This window comes from Brachyspira pilosicoli P43/6/78, from assembly GCF_000325665.1.
GTDB classification, from domain to species: Bacteria; Spirochaetota; Brachyspiria; order Brachyspirales; family Brachyspiraceae; genus Brachyspira; species Brachyspira pilosicoli.
This window is the reverse complement of the sequence record NC_019908.1, coordinates 1346526-1362795: the sequence shown is the minus strand read 5'-3', so window position 1 is coordinate 1362795 and position 16270 is coordinate 1346526. Positions and strand designations below refer to the sequence as shown.

The 16270-nt window shown below is 28.7% G+C and carries 15 protein-coding genes and 1 pseudogene; 10 read left to right on the top strand and 6 right to left on the bottom strand.

The features are described 5' to 3' along the window. Positions 1–67 precede the first annotated feature (67 nt). The 4 genes and pseudogenes from mrdA to BPP43_RS06015 all read left to right on the top strand — a co-directional run bounded on the left by mrdA (position 68) and on the right by BPP43_RS06015 (position 5377). The gene (gene mrdA / locus BPP43_RS06030) at positions 68–2050 is read left to right on the top strand and encodes a penicillin-binding protein 2 (RefSeq protein ID WP_041752821.1); all 1983 of its coding nucleotides are present in this window, start codon (positions 68–70) and stop codon (positions 2048–2050) included. Next, positions 2043–3360, top strand: a pseudogene (locus BPP43_RS12670) (FtsW/RodA/SpoVE family cell cycle protein). The gene mrdA and the pseudogene BPP43_RS12670 overlap by 8 nt, the downstream one beginning before the upstream one ends. Next, entirely contained in the window at positions 3360–4526 is a 1167-nt protein-coding gene (locus BPP43_RS06020; protein WP_014932491.1) for a fused response regulator/phosphatase, read from the top strand. The pseudogene BPP43_RS12670 and the gene BPP43_RS06020 overlap by 1 nt, the downstream one beginning before the upstream one ends. A 134-nt stretch (positions 4527–4660) precedes the next feature. Continuing rightward, positions 4661–5377: a periplasmic-type flagellar collar protein FlbB gene (locus BPP43_RS06015; protein ID WP_013244680.1), complete on the top strand. Its 717-nt coding sequence runs from the start codon at positions 4661–4663 to the stop codon at positions 5375–5377. Positions 5378–5450: 73 nt separating this feature from the next. Here BPP43_RS06015 and BPP43_RS06010 read toward each other — a convergent pair whose 3' ends face one another. From BPP43_RS06010 to BPP43_RS06000, 3 genes are read right to left on the bottom strand one after another with little or no spacing between them, the layout of a single operon-like run. Continuing rightward, the gene (locus BPP43_RS06010) at positions 5451–6113 is read right to left on the bottom strand and encodes a hypothetical protein (RefSeq protein WP_013244681.1); all 663 of its coding nucleotides are present in this window, start codon (positions 6111–6113) and stop codon (positions 5451–5453) included. 3 nt (positions 6114–6116) lie between these two features. Next, positions 6117–6836, bottom strand: coding sequence for a DUF5058 family protein (locus BPP43_RS06005; RefSeq protein WP_013244682.1), 720 nt, complete (start codon positions 6834–6836; stop codon positions 6117–6119). After that, complete coding sequence (locus BPP43_RS06000; RefSeq protein ID WP_013244683.1) at positions 6836–7990, bottom strand: M20 metallopeptidase family protein; 1155 nt, start codon at positions 7988–7990, stop codon at positions 6836–6838. Before BPP43_RS06000 ends, BPP43_RS06005 begins: the two co-directional genes overlap by 1 nt. A 157-nt stretch (positions 7991–8147) precedes the next feature. Here BPP43_RS06000 and BPP43_RS05995 point away from each other — a divergent pair, with 157 nt between their 5' ends. From BPP43_RS05995 to BPP43_RS05985, 3 genes are all read left to right on the top strand, one after another. Continuing rightward, entirely contained in the window at positions 8148–9020 is an 873-nt protein-coding gene (locus BPP43_RS05995) for a VIT1/CCC1 transporter family protein (RefSeq protein ID WP_015274455.1), read from the top strand. 32 nt (positions 9021–9052) lie between these two features. Continuing rightward, on the top strand, positions 9053–9574 hold the full coding sequence (locus BPP43_RS05990; RefSeq protein ID WP_015274454.1) for a YcxB family protein: 522 nt from the start codon (positions 9053–9055) through the stop codon (positions 9572–9574). Positions 9575–9664: 90 nt separating this feature from the next. Beyond that, a complete protein-coding gene (locus tag BPP43_RS05985; RefSeq protein WP_013244687.1) occupies positions 9665–10009 on the top strand; it encodes a DUF1232 domain-containing protein in 345 nt (114 codons plus the stop codon). On the opposite strand, the gene BPP43_RS05980 is transcribed toward BPP43_RS05985, so the two are convergent. After that, positions 10006–10683, bottom strand: coding sequence for a tetratricopeptide repeat protein (locus BPP43_RS05980; RefSeq protein WP_015274453.1), 678 nt, complete (start codon positions 10681–10683; stop codon positions 10006–10008). The genes BPP43_RS05985 and BPP43_RS05980 overlap by 4 nt on opposite strands. A 73-nt stretch (positions 10684–10756) precedes the next feature. Here BPP43_RS05980 and BPP43_RS05975 point away from each other — a divergent pair, with 73 nt between their 5' ends. Further along, positions 10757–11164 carry a hypothetical protein gene (locus tag BPP43_RS05975; protein WP_015274452.1) on the top strand — a complete coding sequence of 136 codons (408 nt, stop codon included), beginning with the start codon at positions 10757–10759 and terminating at the stop codon, positions 11162–11164. A 249-nt stretch (positions 11165–11413) separates the two neighbouring features. Here the strand turns inward: BPP43_RS05975 and BPP43_RS05970 are convergent, their stop codons facing one another. Both BPP43_RS05970 and BPP43_RS05965 read right to left on the bottom strand, forming a co-directional pair. Beyond that, positions 11414–12184 carry a hypothetical protein gene (locus tag BPP43_RS05970; RefSeq protein WP_015274451.1) on the bottom strand — a complete coding sequence of 257 codons (771 nt, stop codon included), beginning with the start codon at positions 12182–12184 and terminating at the stop codon, positions 11414–11416. A 94-nt stretch (positions 12185–12278) separates the two neighbouring features. Then, on the bottom strand, positions 12279–12881 hold the full coding sequence (locus BPP43_RS05965; RefSeq protein WP_013244691.1) for a hypothetical protein: 603 nt from the start codon (positions 12879–12881) through the stop codon (positions 12279–12281). 288 nt (positions 12882–13169) lie between these two features. Here BPP43_RS05965 and mnmG point away from each other — a divergent pair, with 288 nt between their 5' ends. After that, the gene (gene mnmG, locus BPP43_RS05960; RefSeq protein ID WP_015274450.1) at positions 13170–15014 is read left to right on the top strand and encodes a tRNA uridine-5-carboxymethylaminomethyl(34) synthesis enzyme MnmG; all 1845 of its coding nucleotides are present in this window, start codon (positions 13170–13172) and stop codon (positions 15012–15014) included. A gap of 77 nt (positions 15015–15091) precedes the next feature. Next, entirely contained in the window at positions 15092–15802 is a 711-nt protein-coding gene (locus BPP43_RS05955) for a zinc metallopeptidase (protein ID WP_013244693.1), read from the top strand. Positions 15803–16270 lie beyond the last annotated feature (468 nt).

Below are 16270 nucleotides of genomic sequence, written 5' to 3'. Positions count from 1 at the left end.
AAATACCGTTACTTATAAATAGTATAAAAAATTTTTATAAGGGTTTTTTATATGACTTTTTTAGGAAATTGAATTAAATAAAGATAAAAAAATTGAAGGCGAAGATTTTAAATATAAGAAAAAGCTGATAGTAGTATTAATTATTTCTGTACTAATATCGGCTATGCTTATTATTAGGCTATTTTATTTGCAAATTGTTTTGAACTCTCATTATGATAGTTTGGCAAGAAACAATAAAGAGCAAATAATACCAATAGATGCCTATAGGGGAGAGATATTCGATAGAAACGGTGTTATTGTGGCAGAGAATATCAAAATCTACACAATGTATATTATACCTGTTTATTTGCCTAAGAATTATTTTGAGAGAGAAGAGCTTTTATATAGAGTTTCTAAACTATTTAATATAGATTTAGGTTCTATAAAAGAAAGCTTATCTAAAGTTTCTAAAAACAGTTATGATTCTGTAGAGATATCTGATAATATTAGTATGTCTCAGATGAGTTATTTAGCAGAGCGTTCTGAAGATTTTCCGGGTGTTTATTACGGAAGTAAATCTATAAGAAATTATCCTCTTGGCGAAACTATGACTCATATATTAGGTTATATAGGTAATATTTCACAAGAAGAGTTTGAGAGTAAAAGAATAGAAGGATATAGAAGAGACAGCGTTATTGGTAAAGAGGGTGTTGAGCAGTATTATGATAAAGAGCTTAGAGGAATAGATGGTTATGAGCAGTGGATAGTGGACTCAAGAAACAGAGTAAAAGAAACTATTGCTCCTGCTGTTGGTAAGCCTATACCTGGTAAAAAATTAATACTTAGTATAGATTCAAAAATACAAAAGGATGCAGAAGAGCTTCTTAGAGGTCAGGTTGGAACTATTATAATATCAAAGCCAACTACTGGTGAAATACTTGCTATGGTAAGTTCGCCTTGGTATGACCCTAATATTTTTATAGGTAAAATAGATGCTAAAAAATATTCTGAGCTTATTAATAATCCAGCTAATCCGTTTTGGAATAAGGCTATAAGAGGAAGATATCCTCCAGGCTCTACTTTCAAGCTTGTTAGTGCTTTGGGTGCTCTTGCTGAGGGAAGAATTGGACCTTATACTACAAGATTCTGTGCGGGCGGTATGCTTCTTGAAAACAGATTTTATAGATGCACTGGTCATCACGGCTATGTTAATATGTATAAGGCTATTCAGTTTTCTTGCAACACTTATTTCTACAACTTGGCTTATGAGCTTGGACCAAACTTTATAAAGAAATATGCAGAGTTATTAGGCTTTGGAGAGCTTACAGGAATAGATTTGCCTGGTGAAAAAATAGGTACAGTTCCTAGTTCTGAATGGAAGAGAAGAAAAATTGGAGAATATTGGTGGGACGGTGATACTCTTCAATATGCTATTGGTCAGGGTTATATGTCTGCTACTCCTATAGCGGTTCATATGGCTACTTCTGCTATAATAAATGACGGAATTATGTATAGACCTCATGTTGTTAAAGAGATTAGAAGTTCTCAAACTGATGAGGTGATATACAACAATGATAAGATTGTGATGAAAAAATTGGATATAAGTAAAGATATATTTACAGTGATAAAAGAAGGCATGAGAATGGCTGTAGCAGGCGGTACTGCAAGAAACGGTGCTTGGTCTCCAAACATAAAATTGGCAGCTAAAACTTCTACTGCACAAAATGCTCAAGGTAAAGACCATACTTGGATTACTATTTATGGACCTTACAATCAAAGACCTAAAGATGATATGATTGCTGTAACAGTTATGCTTGAAAACAGTGGTGGTGGCGGTGGTTCTACTGCTGGACCTATTGCTACTGCTATGCTTCGCTCTATAATAGACGGCGATGATGCTATACAGGCTAGAAACTCTATATATGGAAGAATGCAAAATATATATAGACAAATTAGAATGGCTAGAGAACAGCAGGCTTTGGAAAATGGGGCAAATACTGAGAATACTGAAAATAATAATCAAAACACTGATATAAATAATCAAGAGGATAATAGAATACAATATGAATGAAAAAAAAGAATTAAAAAGATTATTCGTATTTGATTGGAGAATACTTATTTCTATACTTTTTCTTATGGTAGCTGGTGCTATAGCTGTATATTCTTCAACATATTCTCCAGATTCTGGTAAAACTAGTTGGATATTTTTGAAATATATATTTTTTTCTGTTGTTGGTCTTGTTATTATGTGTATTACTATGTTTATCAACTACACAAAACTTGCAGAGCACAGAATGTCTTTATATATACCAATGCTTGTTGTATTGATACTTGTACTTATTCCAGGTGTTGGTACTACAATAAACGGAAGTAGCAGTTGGCTTTTTGGTATGCAGCCTTCTGAGTTTGGTAAGATAGTAATGATTATATTTTTAGCTGGTTATTTAGACCAAATAGGTGATAAAATAAAACAGGAAAAATATTTTTTAATAGCTGGTATTTTTATTTCTATACCTATTGGTTTAGTTTTAATGCAGCCGGATTTGGGTACTGTTTTGGTATATTGTTTTATAGTGTTTGTTATGCTATTTGTCGGAGGGGTTCCTTTAAGATATATTATATCATTATTAAGCATAGGTGTTATAGGGTTATCTATACCTATGTTTTTGGAATACAAGAGAATGTCTGATGATATAAATAATATTCTTTTTAACTTCTTATCGCAAAGGCTTTATATAGGATATATTGCAGGAGGATTTTTATTTATATCAATACTTCTTCTTACAATAAACTTCTATATGAATAACAAATATGTAGAGTTATTTTCATTTACATTTTTTGTTTTATTTTTTGAGTATGTGTGCGGCTTTAACTTTTGATATAGGATTAAAAACTTATCAGAAAGAGAGATTATTAGTATTTATGAATCCAGAGCTCACAAGGCTTAGTTCCGGTTACAACATCATTCAATCACTCATTGCTGTTGGAAGCGGCGGGCTTTTTGGAGAGGGCTTTCTTAATGGAAGTCAGTCGCAATTAAACTTTATACCTCAACAGGTAAATGACTTTATTTTCTCAAATATTTGTGAGGAGTGGGGTTTTATAGGAAGTGCTTTGGTGGTATTAGCTTATGCTACTATATTTGTGAGAGGTATTACTGTTGCTTATTTTGCTAAAGATAGGCTTGGGGCTTTGATTATATCTGGTGTAGTTGCTATGTTTTTATGTCACGTGCTTATTAATATTGGTATGGTTGTTGGTATGATGCCTATTACTGGTTTAACTTTGCCTTTTGTAAGCAGCGGCGGTTCTTCTATTTTGACTTTTTCTATATCTATTGGGCTTATATTTAATGTTGAAGCTAGAAGGTATGTACATTAATGGCTAGTACAAGAAATAATATTTTAACTGAGAAAGTATTAATAGTTGATACTAATATTGATTATGCTAAGTTTATTCAAAAATTCTTAAAAAAAAATAATTATTTATGTTATATAGCTTTATCTTATGAAGAAGCTATTAATATGACATATGAGAAAATACCAGATTGTATATTAGTTGATTATATGCTTCCTAATGCCGGGGCTTGCAGACTAGCTGGATATATAAAATCTGATAATTTATTAAAAAATATAGCTGTGCTTTTTTTAACTGCTTCTGACAATAAAACAGAATCTCTTAAAGCATTTGACTGCGGTGCTGATGGATTTTTTGAAAAGTCTATTGATACTGATTTATTTCTCTCTAAAATGAAATCTTATATTAGACTTAAAAAAGCTATAGAGTCTAATATGATGTATATGGATATATTAAAAAGAGATATAGAATATGCTGCTAAATTGCAAAAAACTATACTTTCTTATGGAAACACATCTATACCTAAAAATGAAATATCTATACATCATTATGCACCAAATGAAGTTTCTGGGGACTATAGCGGAATAAAGCTTATTAATGATGGATATTATGCTATACTTCTTGCAGATGTGTCTGGGCATGGTGTTGCTGCTAGTATGCTTACTATTTTAATAAAATCTTTTTTTGATTCGCATGCTATTATAGATGACAAAAATACTTCACCTGCTATTTTTTTAGAGAAGCTCAATAAATTTTTTATAGAAGAGGGCTTTGATAAAAACTTATTTGCCTGTGTATTTTATGCTCTTTATAATAATGATACAGGGGCATTATTATGTTCTTCTGCCGGCTCTCCAAAACCTATTTATTATTCAAACGGTAAAGATGAAATATGTACTGTAGATATAGATGGTCCTTTAATTGGTATGATTGATGATAGCGAATATACAGAGATGGAAATTCAATTGAATAGAAATGATATTCTATTTGTTTTTACAGATGGTGCTTATGAAGTATTTGATGATAATAATAATATGTTTGGTGATGAACATTTAAAGCAAATATTTTCTAAAAACGTTAAAAACAATGTAAGTGATATCAAAGAAAAAATTATTAATGAGATAAAATCTTTTACAAAAGAACCTTTAAAAGATGATGTTAGTATGATTCTCTTAAAAAGAACTACTTAAATATAATAAAAAAAATCCTTTTTTAAAAAAATATGATAACTAAAAAACTATATATTACGATAATGATTTTAGTTGACATATTATAGTTTTTTCTGTATTATGTATACTATAATGTTATTTAGGTGTGAATGTTTATGAGATTTAAAATAGCAATATTGACTGTAGTTAATTTAATAGCTTTTATAGCATTACTTTATATGTTTGATATATTTGGAGTTGTTAATTATTATACTTTAATGCGTACAAAAATAGCTCCTAATGTACCTTCTTTTTTAACTAGATTTACTCAAAAACCTAGAGTTGAAGATATGGCTCTTTTGGCTAGAGATGACCTTAATAAAATGAGAGAGTCTTTTAATTTAAGAGAAAAAGATATACAGGCACAAGAGGCTTTAATTGCTAGCAGAGCTATAGAATTAAATTCACAATCTGAATTAATAGAACAAGACAGACAAAACTTATTAAATGCTTGGTCTAATTATCAGGCTACTATGGACGAATCTGCACAGTATCAATTAGTACTTACAGATTTGGCTAATAAAATTAATAGTATGCCTCCTCAAAACTCTGTTGCTTTGCTTAATCAATTGGCAGCTAATGGTTCTGATGATTTAATTATTGATGTATTAGTAGAGATGGATTCTATAGCAGCAACTGAAGGAAGAAACAGTACTACTTCTTATTTGCTTAGTTTAATGGACCCTACAGTGGCAGCAAGAATATTAGAGAAATATGAAGCACGCACTAATCCTAATAATAATACAGTGCCTTCATCTCCTAATGACTTCCCTTCATATGCTCCAGATAATAATGAAATGCTTAATGACGGTATAATGGATATGGGAGCTTAAAACTAGAAATTAATATATATAAAAAAAGATGCTGGATTTTTTATTCCAACATCTTTTTTATTTTAAACTATAATTAAGCTTTTACTTTGTATAATATTTTTGAAGCAATAATTGTAATTACTAAACCTGATAATGTGATAAGAAAAGCAGGCATAGCAGGTATTAATAATTTACAAGCTAGAGGTATTCCTAAACCAAATACTAATAACTTAGGATATTTCATGCTAAACTGCATCAATACCGCACCAAATATAGCAGGCACAGCATAAGATTTAAAAGCTTCAGCGATTATAGGAGGCACAACATTAAGAATAGTAGCTCCTAATACAGCAGCCAATGTAACAAAGAATAGGTTAGTTATAATAGAACCAGCTATTCCCAAAGAAGAAATAATTTCTACATTACGAGTTCCTTCTGGAGTATCTGTAACATCTAATGCACAAGCAGCAGCAGGCACTCTCATATTACCTCCATTTCCAGAAAGAAAGTTCATGTAAGAACCAGCCAAACCTAAAACAGGATAATAGCTCAAAGGCTCTAATACATACATAACGCCATAAGAAGAAGCAACCAATACCCAAGCTTTTATCACAACATCTATAGGCGGAAATATTTTATGACTAATCATCAAATATACAACAGGGAAAAATGAAGCAACAACAGCAGATAATAATGTAACTCTTCCAATTAAATTAACAGGGTCATTCCATAATTTTTGAAATTCTTTATCAGTCATACATTAACCTCCAATAGATATTTTTACAATTAAAGCCACAGCCATACCAACCAGCATTGCAATACCCAAATTGTATTCACGAATTTTAAGTCCAATCTTAGTTTTTGATACAAATTTTACTAATATAAACATAGTTAAAGCAGCAGCCAAAACAGAAGCAGCAGTGTCTATTTTAGGTAAATAACCAGAAGCCAAATTACCAAATACCGCAACCATAGAAGCAGCAGAAAGCAAAGCTAAACCAGCCTGATTACCTCCGGAAATTTTTGTTCTTAATTTCTCTAATTTACTTCCCATAATTGATGCAGATATCAACCAACCGCATCCATTAGCAGCCATAGTAATCCAAGATACAACTAAAGCAACTTCATTATAATCAGGTCCTCCAAACTTTACTCCCATAGCCTCAGCACCAAATTGTGCTCCAGCCATCTCTGTTGTAGCAGCACCAATAATAGAAAGTCTCATCCAGCTCATAGGTGCTCCTATTACAGAAATCATTCCTACCATTACTATGAAACCAGATATAGCAGGTCCTATTGCAGTTATTAAACCAGCTTTAAAAGCTTTTTGGCAAGTCTCACTTGTAATGCCTAAAGTTTTTGCAGTTTTATTAGCAAGTCTTGTATATAATATAGCTTGTATCAAACTTATAAGAACAACAACAGCACATAATGGCCATAGTATTAATTGATTGGCTAATTTCAAAATCTCTTCATTCATTATTTACCTCCTAAATGCTTAATTGCCCATTCGCTCATTAATATACTAGGCTGATATAATTTTGATTCATCTATCTCGAATTTACTATTATGATGAGGAATATTTTTTTCTGTCATAGTAGAGAAGAAAATAAATACGCCAGGCATTTTATGTTGATATTCAGCAAAATCTTCTCCGCCCATAGAAGGAGTAAAAGGTGCTGACTTTTTGAATCCTAATTCTTTACATACTTCTGATAATTCATTAGCTATTTGGTCATTATTAATAACAGGAGGGCAGCCCCATTCCATATTTACTTCTGCTTTTGCTCTGTTAGCTATAGCAATAGACTGTGATATTTCTTTTATTCTATTTCCTATAAATTTTCTATTCTCTTCACTAAATGTTCTGAAAGTACCTTCTATGTTTACTTCTGAAGGTATTATATTATATTGACTTCCGCCGTTTACAATACATATAGATATTACTGTAGGGTCAGTGGCTATTATTTCTCTGCTTTTTATATTGTATATGCCTTGTATTATTTGACTAGCAGTTAATACAGGGTCTACTCCAGAATGAGGATAAGCACCATGAGAACCTTTTCCTATAACTTTAATAACAAATTTATCATTAGATGCCATTAATGGTCCTCCTTGAAGGACAAACTCTCCGCTAGGCACATCTGTAGCTATAGTACCAATATGAGTACCAACTATAGCACTAACGCCATCTAATAAGCCATCTTTTATTAAATTATTTGCTCCTTTAGATATCTCTTCAGCAGTTTGAAAAACTAATCTTACAGCGCCATTTTTTAATCTGTCTTTATTTTCCAATAAATAATGTGCTGTTCCTAGAAGACAAGCTGTATGAGCATCATGCCCGCAAGCATGCATATTACCATTTTTTGAAGCATACTCTACTCCAGTCTCTTCAACTATAGGTAATCCGTCCATATCTGCCCTAATAGCAACTATATTTCCGCTATTAACATTTCCTATGTCGCATACTATTCCAGAGTCCAATGAACATTCTTTTACTTCAAGTCCTAATGATTTTAATTTATCAATAACATATTTTTTAGTTTGAGGCAAATCTGTACCAATCTCTGGTATTTGATGCAATTCTCTTCTCATACTAACAATCATGTCATTTAGTTTTTTATTATCCATTTTCTAACTTTACTCCTTTAAAATATTTATATAAAATATAGCATATAAATATTTAATCGAAAATCAATATACAATTTCAATATAAAATAATATTAAGTTTTGCAATTAATTAATTTTCATTGTAGTATTTAATTAATTAATATTTAGGATTAATGTTATGAAACCGATATCAAAAGAAACAATTAAGTTTTTATTGGAATTACAGCAAAATGAGATTACAGAGCATGCTATGTATGTAAATCTCGCTAAATTTGTAAAAAAAGAAGATGATAAGCAAATACTTATTAATATTGGAAAAGAAGAATTAGCTCATGCTAAAATATTAGAAAAATACACTAATAAAAAATTGAAACCTCAGAAGTTTAAAGTTTTTATCTATTTTATTTTAAGTTTTATATTTGGATATACATTTGTTATTAAGATAATGGAGTCTGGAGAGAAGAGTGCTGAATATATATATTCTAAGATAGTAGATGAAGTGCCTGATGCTAAGACTATTGCTTTTGAAGAGTATGAGCATGAAAACAAATTAATATCTATTTTAGATGAGGATAGGCTTAAGTATGTTGGCTCTATGGTTTTGGGGTTGAGTGATGCTTTAGTGGAAATTAGCGGAACTTTGGCTGGGCTTACATTTGCTTTACAAGACAATAGGTTGGTGGCTTTATCTGGAATAATTACTGGAATATCTGCTACACTTTCTATGGCTTCTTCCGAGTATTTATCTGCTAAGGCTGAAGGAAGTAAAAATGCTTTTAAGTCTTGTTCTTATACGGGCATAATGTATTTGATTACTGTAAGTCTTTTAATAATGCCTTATTTGATTTTTAGTGTTTCTGTATATGCACTTATTACTATGCTTATAATTGTTATTGCTATAATATTTTGTTTTACTTTTTATATTGCTGTGGCTAAAAGTATTTCTTTTAGAGAGAGATTTTTTGAAATGGCAGGAGTAAGCTTAACAGTTGCTGGAATAAGTTTTTTGGTTGGAATACTTGTAAAACAGTTTTTGGGTATTGATATTTAATTAATACTTAAATTTATATTTAAAGGAATTATATGAAAAGAGAATATAAATATAATATTGAGCATAATGATTTTATTGATTTTCAGCTTCATTATTTGAAAACTAATCCTGAGCTTCAAAGTTCATTAAAAAAGAATCTTATTATTATTATTGCTGTTTATATTATTGTGCTTATTGGAATGTTTATATATTTTAAAAGCAGTTTATTTATGCTTTTAATAGTTGCTTTGATAATGATAGCAGTATCTGTTCTACAAATAATTAGTTATAAAAAGAGAGTTCAAAAAAATATTGTAAAAAAAGTTTTGTCTTATATAAAAACTGGAAAACTTGATGATATATTTGGAGAAAAGATTTTAACTGTTTATGATGAAAAGATTGTTTTTAATGAAACTAAAGGTATAAAAAACTTTAATAAATCTGATATCAAAAAAATAGAGCAGAGTAAATTATGTATTTTTATATATACAGATGAAATGTCTGCTATAATAGTTCCTAAAAAAAATCTCACTAAAGAGGATATTGATTTTCTAGTTTCTTATAAAAAAGTTTAAAGTGATTATATTTAGTTTTTTTGTTTAAAATTTTTCATTATAATGTTATAGTATATGTAACTATACTTTTATGAACATTATAGGTGTAATATGTTAAATTTATTTAATAAAGACGATGAAGTAATAAAATCAAAAGATGGTGTATTTGATAAATATCATCATATTATAGCTTGGATACCATTTGTAGCCAGTGTATTTTATTGTACATCGCCATTAGATATAGTGTCTGATATACTTCCTTTATCTGGAAGAATAGACGAAGGATTTTTATTAGTAGCAACGATATTGCATGGTATTCAAAATGGAGTTTTTTATACTTATCCTAAAATTAGAAGAACTATTAAAATAATAAAATATATTGTTATTATTGTTGGTATAATATTTATGCTTGGATTATTTGGTCATTTGATGATTAATTCTAACCAAATGCCTTAAAGTTTATTTATTTTTTCAAGCATATTTTTTGATTTATCATTGCCTGTATTTTTGTATAATTCATATAAAATAACATATATTTTTTTGTTGTTATCACTATACTCTAAACATTTCTCAAATATTTCTATAGCCTTATTATAATTATTTATTTCTTTGTAGCATAGTCCAAGATAATATAAACTCTCTTCATCATATTTATTAAGCTCCAAAGCTCTATTAAAAGAATCAATTGCCTCATCGATTCTATTTGTATTAAATAAAGCAATGCCTAAATAACGCCAATTAATATATTCTTTTGATGCTATCATAAAAGATTTATTTAACACCTCTATAGCTTCATTAAACATTTTTAATTCTATATAACAGTTTCCAAGATAATTTAAACTTATATAATCATTATTTTCTAATTCGTATGCTTTTGTTAAATAAAAAATTGCTTCTTTGAAGTTTTCTATTTTTGTATATGATATACCAATCAAACGCCATATTGTATAATCTTTATCATTTATATTAAGTGCTGTTTTTAATACTTCTATAGCTTCATTATATTTTTGCAATTGCGTATAAAATATTGCAAAGTCTACTCTCACTTTATGGTTATTAGGTTCTAATTTGCAAATGGTTTTATATTGTTCTACTTTGTTATTAATTTTTGTTTCTAAGCTTTCATTCATAAAGGTTGTTCTTACCTTATAGTTTTTTTGATTTTCGTATTATATAGTATATAATGTTTGAAGTAAATATATTATGAGCAATAATAAAATGGATAAATATTATATAAGAGAAAAGATTTACAGCGATAAAAACTTAGATAAAAAAATAAAAGAAGAAGTTGAAAATTATTTGGATAATAGCGTTTTAAAATTATATAGTTCTTCTTGTGTTAGTGAATATAGCTATAATAATAATTTTGAAGTTGTTACTACAGAGATATTTGAAGAGGGTTATATTTTATCTGATATTCATATAGAAGTTGATATGATTGTTTATGATTATATTTCTAATAATGATGATTATAAAAAAGAGAGAAAAGTTTTAATTAATAACAAATATTTTATAGGTTTTAACATTAGGTTTAACTTGAATAGTGATAATACTATAGAAAATGTGATAGTTAGATATTTTAATATATATGCTATAAGCAAGAATGAATGATAATTTTTTAAAATTTATTTACATACCCCGCCCTTTATTCTTTATTAATGTATTTGTAAATTTGTATTTTTAATTTTTTTATTAACTTAATTAGAATTGTTAATGCCCGCCCAAGTGTTGATTAGATTAAAAATTTTTTTTCAACGCACGGTTAACAGAATTTGTAATATAATAAAATTTTAATTACAAATAACTCTACCTTTTTTAGCTTAATTCTGCGTGCGGTAAGTAAACAATAAATTTAGAAAATTAACTATTATTTCTTCCAAATGAAATGCCTATATAAAAAATAAATGATAAGTAAGATAATCTATAACTTTTTATTAAAGTTTTATCTGTTATTTGTATATAATCAGTATTATAAAGCATTGAAAAATCATAAGCTATATAAGCACCATATAAGAAAGCCAATTTTTCAGTAAAATAGTAAAATCCGTCAAAATTTATTTTTATATAAGGAGACACTGGAACTTTATATATTTTTTTTATATCATCAAAATTCCAATGCTTTTTATCCTGATACATTAAAGAGCCTTCAAAAATGGTATATTCTTTCATTATCTCGCCTCTATAATCGCTTTTTTCTAATACATCAGCAGACAACGGTATTTTCATTCCTACACCTAACCCTAATGAAAAATTATTGAAATTTATTTTAGGGTTTAATCCTATAATAATATTATGCATACCTAAAGCTTCAAAAATTTCAAAATAATCATATGAATCAGCATACGGATAATCATAAGTTATACTATTAGCATTAAAATAATATCCTGTTTCAAAAAGAAAACTTATACTTTTTATATGAATATCTTTATTTAATTTTATATTATATCCAAGCTGAGCAATAACTCCTAATTCTCCGCCTATATCTCCCTTTATACTTTGATATGTATGATTAGGGTTGCTTAATGTTATAAAAGGTAAGCTTCCATTAATACCAAAAGGTATAAATGCATTTACTTCAAATTGAGCAAATAAAGTTATATTTATAATAAAAAAAAGAATAACTGCTTTCATAATTATTATTAATAAAAATTGTTTAGCTTAAAATCTATAGTAAATTGTTATAGGCTTTCAATTTTAATCTTCTCCTTTGTTGCCAATATAAAATTCAAGAAACAGGTATTATACCATTTGCCTGAAGTGATGCATATATAAGTATTGTAAGTATAACTATTTTAAAATTATAATTTTCTTTATCTGATAAATAGCTGTAAGTTTTGATACTGTTCATGATTGTATCTAAATCTGTACCAAAATCTATTGTTGTGGTATTACTGCCATTAATTTGTTTGTCAAAAGTTAATGTTAATTGACTGCCGTTTATACTTACATTAGTAACACTAAAAACAACTTCAAGCATTGTATTAGAAAACAAATAAGAAATATTCTTTATCTTTTTATAGTCATATCTATCAAAAAGTATACTAAATTGATATTTATTCATATACAAATCACATGATGTAAAATATGTCTTTCCATCATACAATTCTAAACACCATATATTTGTAAAATCATTAGCAAAATCTTTTAATCTGAACTTTATAATACTAGTTACATCTTTAGAAACATATCTATAAATTTCTGAATTATTTTCTACTGTTGTTACATACTGAACTTCAACATCTCTTTCATTAGGATCTAATATTTTTACATTACTGCAAGAAATCATAGATAGCATTAAAAAAGATATTAATAATATATTTTTAATCATAAAAAACCTAAAATATATATTTTTATTATAATTATTTATAGTTTATAATGAGTTTTCTAGATTCCTATACTTAAGTAATAATATATACAAAATAGTTATTATATATATTGAAAAAGTTTTTTAATTTTAGTATATTCATAAATAATTATGAAATTATAATAATATAAAATTACTATGAAGTCAATATAATATAAAAATTAACTTATAAAAATGCAGCTTTACAATATAGTATTTTTAATATATCATTTTTAATAATTAAATAAAAAAATATAGAGAGAACTCTTAATTATGAATAATAAATATGATGTTATAGTAGTTGGTGCTGGGCATGCTGGTATAGAGGCGGCACTTTCTTCTGCAAGACTTGGAATGAAAACTTTGATTATATCTATTAATTTGGATACTATAGGGCAGATGTCTTGTAACCCTTCTATAGGAGGAGTTGCTAAGGGTACTATTGTAAAAGAGATTGATGCACTCGGCGGTGAGATGGGCATATTAATAGATAAAACTATGATGCAATTTAGAATGCTAAACAGAAGCAAAGGCAAAGCAGTATGGGCTCCGCGTGCACAGGCAGATAAATATGCATACAAAGAAGAAGCTACTAAAACATTATACGCCGAGGATAATCTCACACTTCATCAGGATATAGTAACAGAAGTAGTTGTTGAAAATAATGTAGTTAAAGGACTTAAAACAGAAAGAGGTATAGAGTATGAATGCCAAGCAGTTATATTAACAACAGGAACATTTTTAAATGGGCTTATTCATATTGGTAAATATCAAAAACAGGCAGGAAGAATTGGTGAGCTTCCAGCAATAGGGCTTTCTGATAATTTAAGAAAATTAGGGCTTGAAGTAGGAAGATTAAAAACAGGAACACCTGCGAGAGTGGATTATTATTCTATTAACTTTGATATATTAGAAATTCAAAAAGGTGATGATGAAATAACTCCATTTTCTTTTTTGGACGATAAAATTGATATAGTTCAAGAGCCTTGCTATATCACTTACACAGATGAAAACATACATAAAATAATTCAAGACAATATTCATTTATCTCCAATGTATAGCGGAGTGATAACAGGTATAGGGCCAAGATACTGCCCAAGCATAGAAGATAAAGTTGTAAGGTTTGCAGATAAGCCTCGTCATCAATTGCATTTAGAGAGAGAAAGCTACAGAACAAATGAAGTTTATATAAATGGATTTTCTTCAAGCTTGCCTGAAGATGTTCAAATAAAGATGATAAGGTCATTAAAAGGTTTAGAAGAAGTAAAGATATTAAAACCAGCATATGCGGTAGAATATGATTATGTAAACCCTATAGAATTAAAGCCTACTTTGGAAACTAAAAAAATAGAGGGTTTATTTTTGGCAGGTCAAATTAACGGCACAAGCGGATATGAAGAGGCAGCTTGTCAGGGTATTATGGCTGGAATAAATGCTTCTCTTAAAATAAAAAAAGAAGAACCATTTATATTAAAAAGAAGTGACGGTTATATAGGGGTTTTAATTGATGATTTAACCACTAAAGGAACTAAAGAGCCTCATAGAATGTTTACTTCCCAAGCAGAACATAGAATGCTCTTAAGACAAGACAATGCTGATGAAAGGCTTACAGAACTTTCTTATAATATAGGGCTTGCAAGTAAAGAGCGATTAGAGAAAGTGAGAGATAAAAAACAAAAAACTCAAATACTTGTGGAATACTTAAATAAACGCACACTCACACAAAAAGAAACAGAAGAGTTAGGTTTTACAAAAGAGGCTAAAGAGTACCGCACAATGAGTTTATCTTCTATAATAAAACGTCCTGAATGCAGTATCGATATGGTTAAACATTTGATAGACGGCGATTATAATAAAAATGTTTTGGAGAATGCCGAGATTGCTATAAAATATGAGGGATATATTGCAAGATATTTAAACGAAATAAGAGATATAGAAAAATACGAGAAAATGCGTATACCTGAAGATTTTGATTATTCTACTTTGAAAAGTGTGAAGATTGATGCTATTAATAAACTTAAACAATATAAACCGTATAATATTGCTCAGGCTTTGAGAGTTCCTGAAATTGATATGTCTGTTGTTCAGGTTTTAATATTAACTCTTACAAAGAAGTAAAAATATTTTACTTTATTGGTATTGAGGTTGTTATATTTTAATGCTATAATTTTAGAGTAATTTTAGGAGGATAAATAATGTTTGGCGGATATTTTGAATATTATTTTGGATATATATGGATATTAATACCTGGTATATTATTAGGTTTATGGGCACAGATGAAAGTAAATGGTGCTTATTCAAAGTATAGCAGGGTAGAGAACAAAAGAGGAATAACAGGAGCACAAACAGCAAAATATATATTAGATGCTTATGGCTTAAATATTCCAATAGAGAGAATAAACGGACATTTAACAGACCATTATGATCCAAGTGCTAAAGTTTTAAGACTTTCTAATAATGTTTATAATGGTACAGATGTTGCTGCTTTAGGTATTGCTGCTCATGAGGTAGGTCATGCTATACAACATGATAGAAGCTATGCACCTTTAACTTTAAGAAATAGTTTTTATCCATTATGTGCTATTGGCAATCAATTTGGACCTATGCTTGTACTTATTGGTATTGTTATTGGAGGAGCTGGAAGCATTTCTCAATATCTTATGATGGGAGGAATTATATTATTTGCTTTTGCTGTATTCTTTTCTTTAATAACATTGCCTGTAGAGTTTGATGCTTCTAATAGGGCTATAAAGATTTTGGATAAGGGCGGATTTTTAGATTCTGAAGAACTTTATGGTGCAAAAAAAGTGCTTAATGCTGCTGCTTTAACTTATGTTGCTGCTGCTGTTACTGCTATACTCAGTTTACTAAGACTTTTGATGCTTGCTAACAGAAGAAGAGATTAAAAATTATATATAAGAGATTTATTAAATAAGGTTAATCATTTTTATGATTAGCCTTTTTATTTATAAAAATATTATGATAAAATCAAACATAAATAAAAATATTTTTAACGTATATATCTAAACAACTATATTTTGTCAATTTTTTGTTGTTTTTTTTCCCGCCTTCGCATCTAAAGGTACTCCATTCGGTCGCAAAAGAAGTGTGGTGCGGGGCAAAGCCCTGCAAATATTTGAAATTAAAAAATATAATTTTTTATAAACTTTAAAATTTTTACTATATATCTAAATAATTATATTTTATCATATAAGTTTTGTTTTATTCAACTTTTTCCCGCTTTCGCTCTGCGGACTTCGTCAAAGTTTTTACCCTACGGGTACGCTTCGCGAAAAGTGCAAACACTACAACTTTATATTTTTACAATATATCTTTGATGTAATATAACATCTAAAATTAAACATATAGAAATA

Excerpts from the sequence above, each read along its gene's own strand:
- BPP43_RS05980 (WP_015274453.1), bottom strand. The coding sequence starts at position 10,683 with ATGAATGAAAGCTTAGAAACAAAAATTAATAACAAAGTAGAACAATAT.
- BPP43_RS05965 (WP_013244691.1), bottom strand. The coding sequence starts at position 12,881 with ATGATTAAAAATATATTATTAATATCTTTTTTAATGCTATCTATGATT.
- BPP43_RS06010 (WP_013244681.1), bottom strand. The coding sequence starts at position 6,113 with ATGACTGATAAAGAATTTCAAAAATTATGGAATGACCCTGTTAATTTA.
- BPP43_RS05985 (WP_013244687.1), top strand. The coding sequence starts at position 9,665 with ATGTTAAATTTATTTAATAAAGACGATGAAGTAATAAAATCAAAAGAT.
- BPP43_RS05990 (WP_015274454.1), top strand. The coding sequence starts at position 9,053 with ATGAAAAGAGAATATAAATATAATATTGAGCATAATGATTTTATTGAT.
- BPP43_RS06020 (WP_014932491.1), top strand. The coding sequence starts at position 3,360 with ATGGCTAGTACAAGAAATAATATTTTAACTGAGAAAGTATTAATAGTT.
- BPP43_RS06015 (WP_013244680.1), top strand. The coding sequence starts at position 4,661 with ATGAGATTTAAAATAGCAATATTGACTGTAGTTAATTTAATAGCTTTT.
- BPP43_RS06000 (WP_013244683.1), bottom strand. The coding sequence starts at position 7,990 with ATGGATAATAAAAAACTAAATGACATGATTGTTAGTATGAGAAGAGAA.
- BPP43_RS05955 (WP_013244693.1), top strand. The coding sequence starts at position 15,092 with ATGTTTGGCGGATATTTTGAATATTATTTTGGATATATATGGATATTA.
- BPP43_RS05995 (WP_015274455.1), top strand. The coding sequence starts at position 8,148 with ATGAAACCGATATCAAAAGAAACAATTAAGTTTTTATTGGAATTACAG.
- mnmG (WP_015274450.1), top strand. The coding sequence starts at position 13,170 with ATGAATAATAAATATGATGTTATAGTAGTTGGTGCTGGGCATGCTGGT.
- BPP43_RS05975 (WP_015274452.1), top strand. The coding sequence starts at position 10,757 with ATGAGCAATAATAAAATGGATAAATATTATATAAGAGAAAAGATTTAC.
- BPP43_RS06005 (WP_013244682.1), bottom strand. The coding sequence starts at position 6,836 with ATGAATGAAGAGATTTTGAAATTAGCCAATCAATTAATACTATGGCCA.
- BPP43_RS05970 (WP_015274451.1), bottom strand. The coding sequence starts at position 12,184 with ATGAAAGCAGTTATTCTTTTTTTTATTATAAATATAACTTTATTTGCT.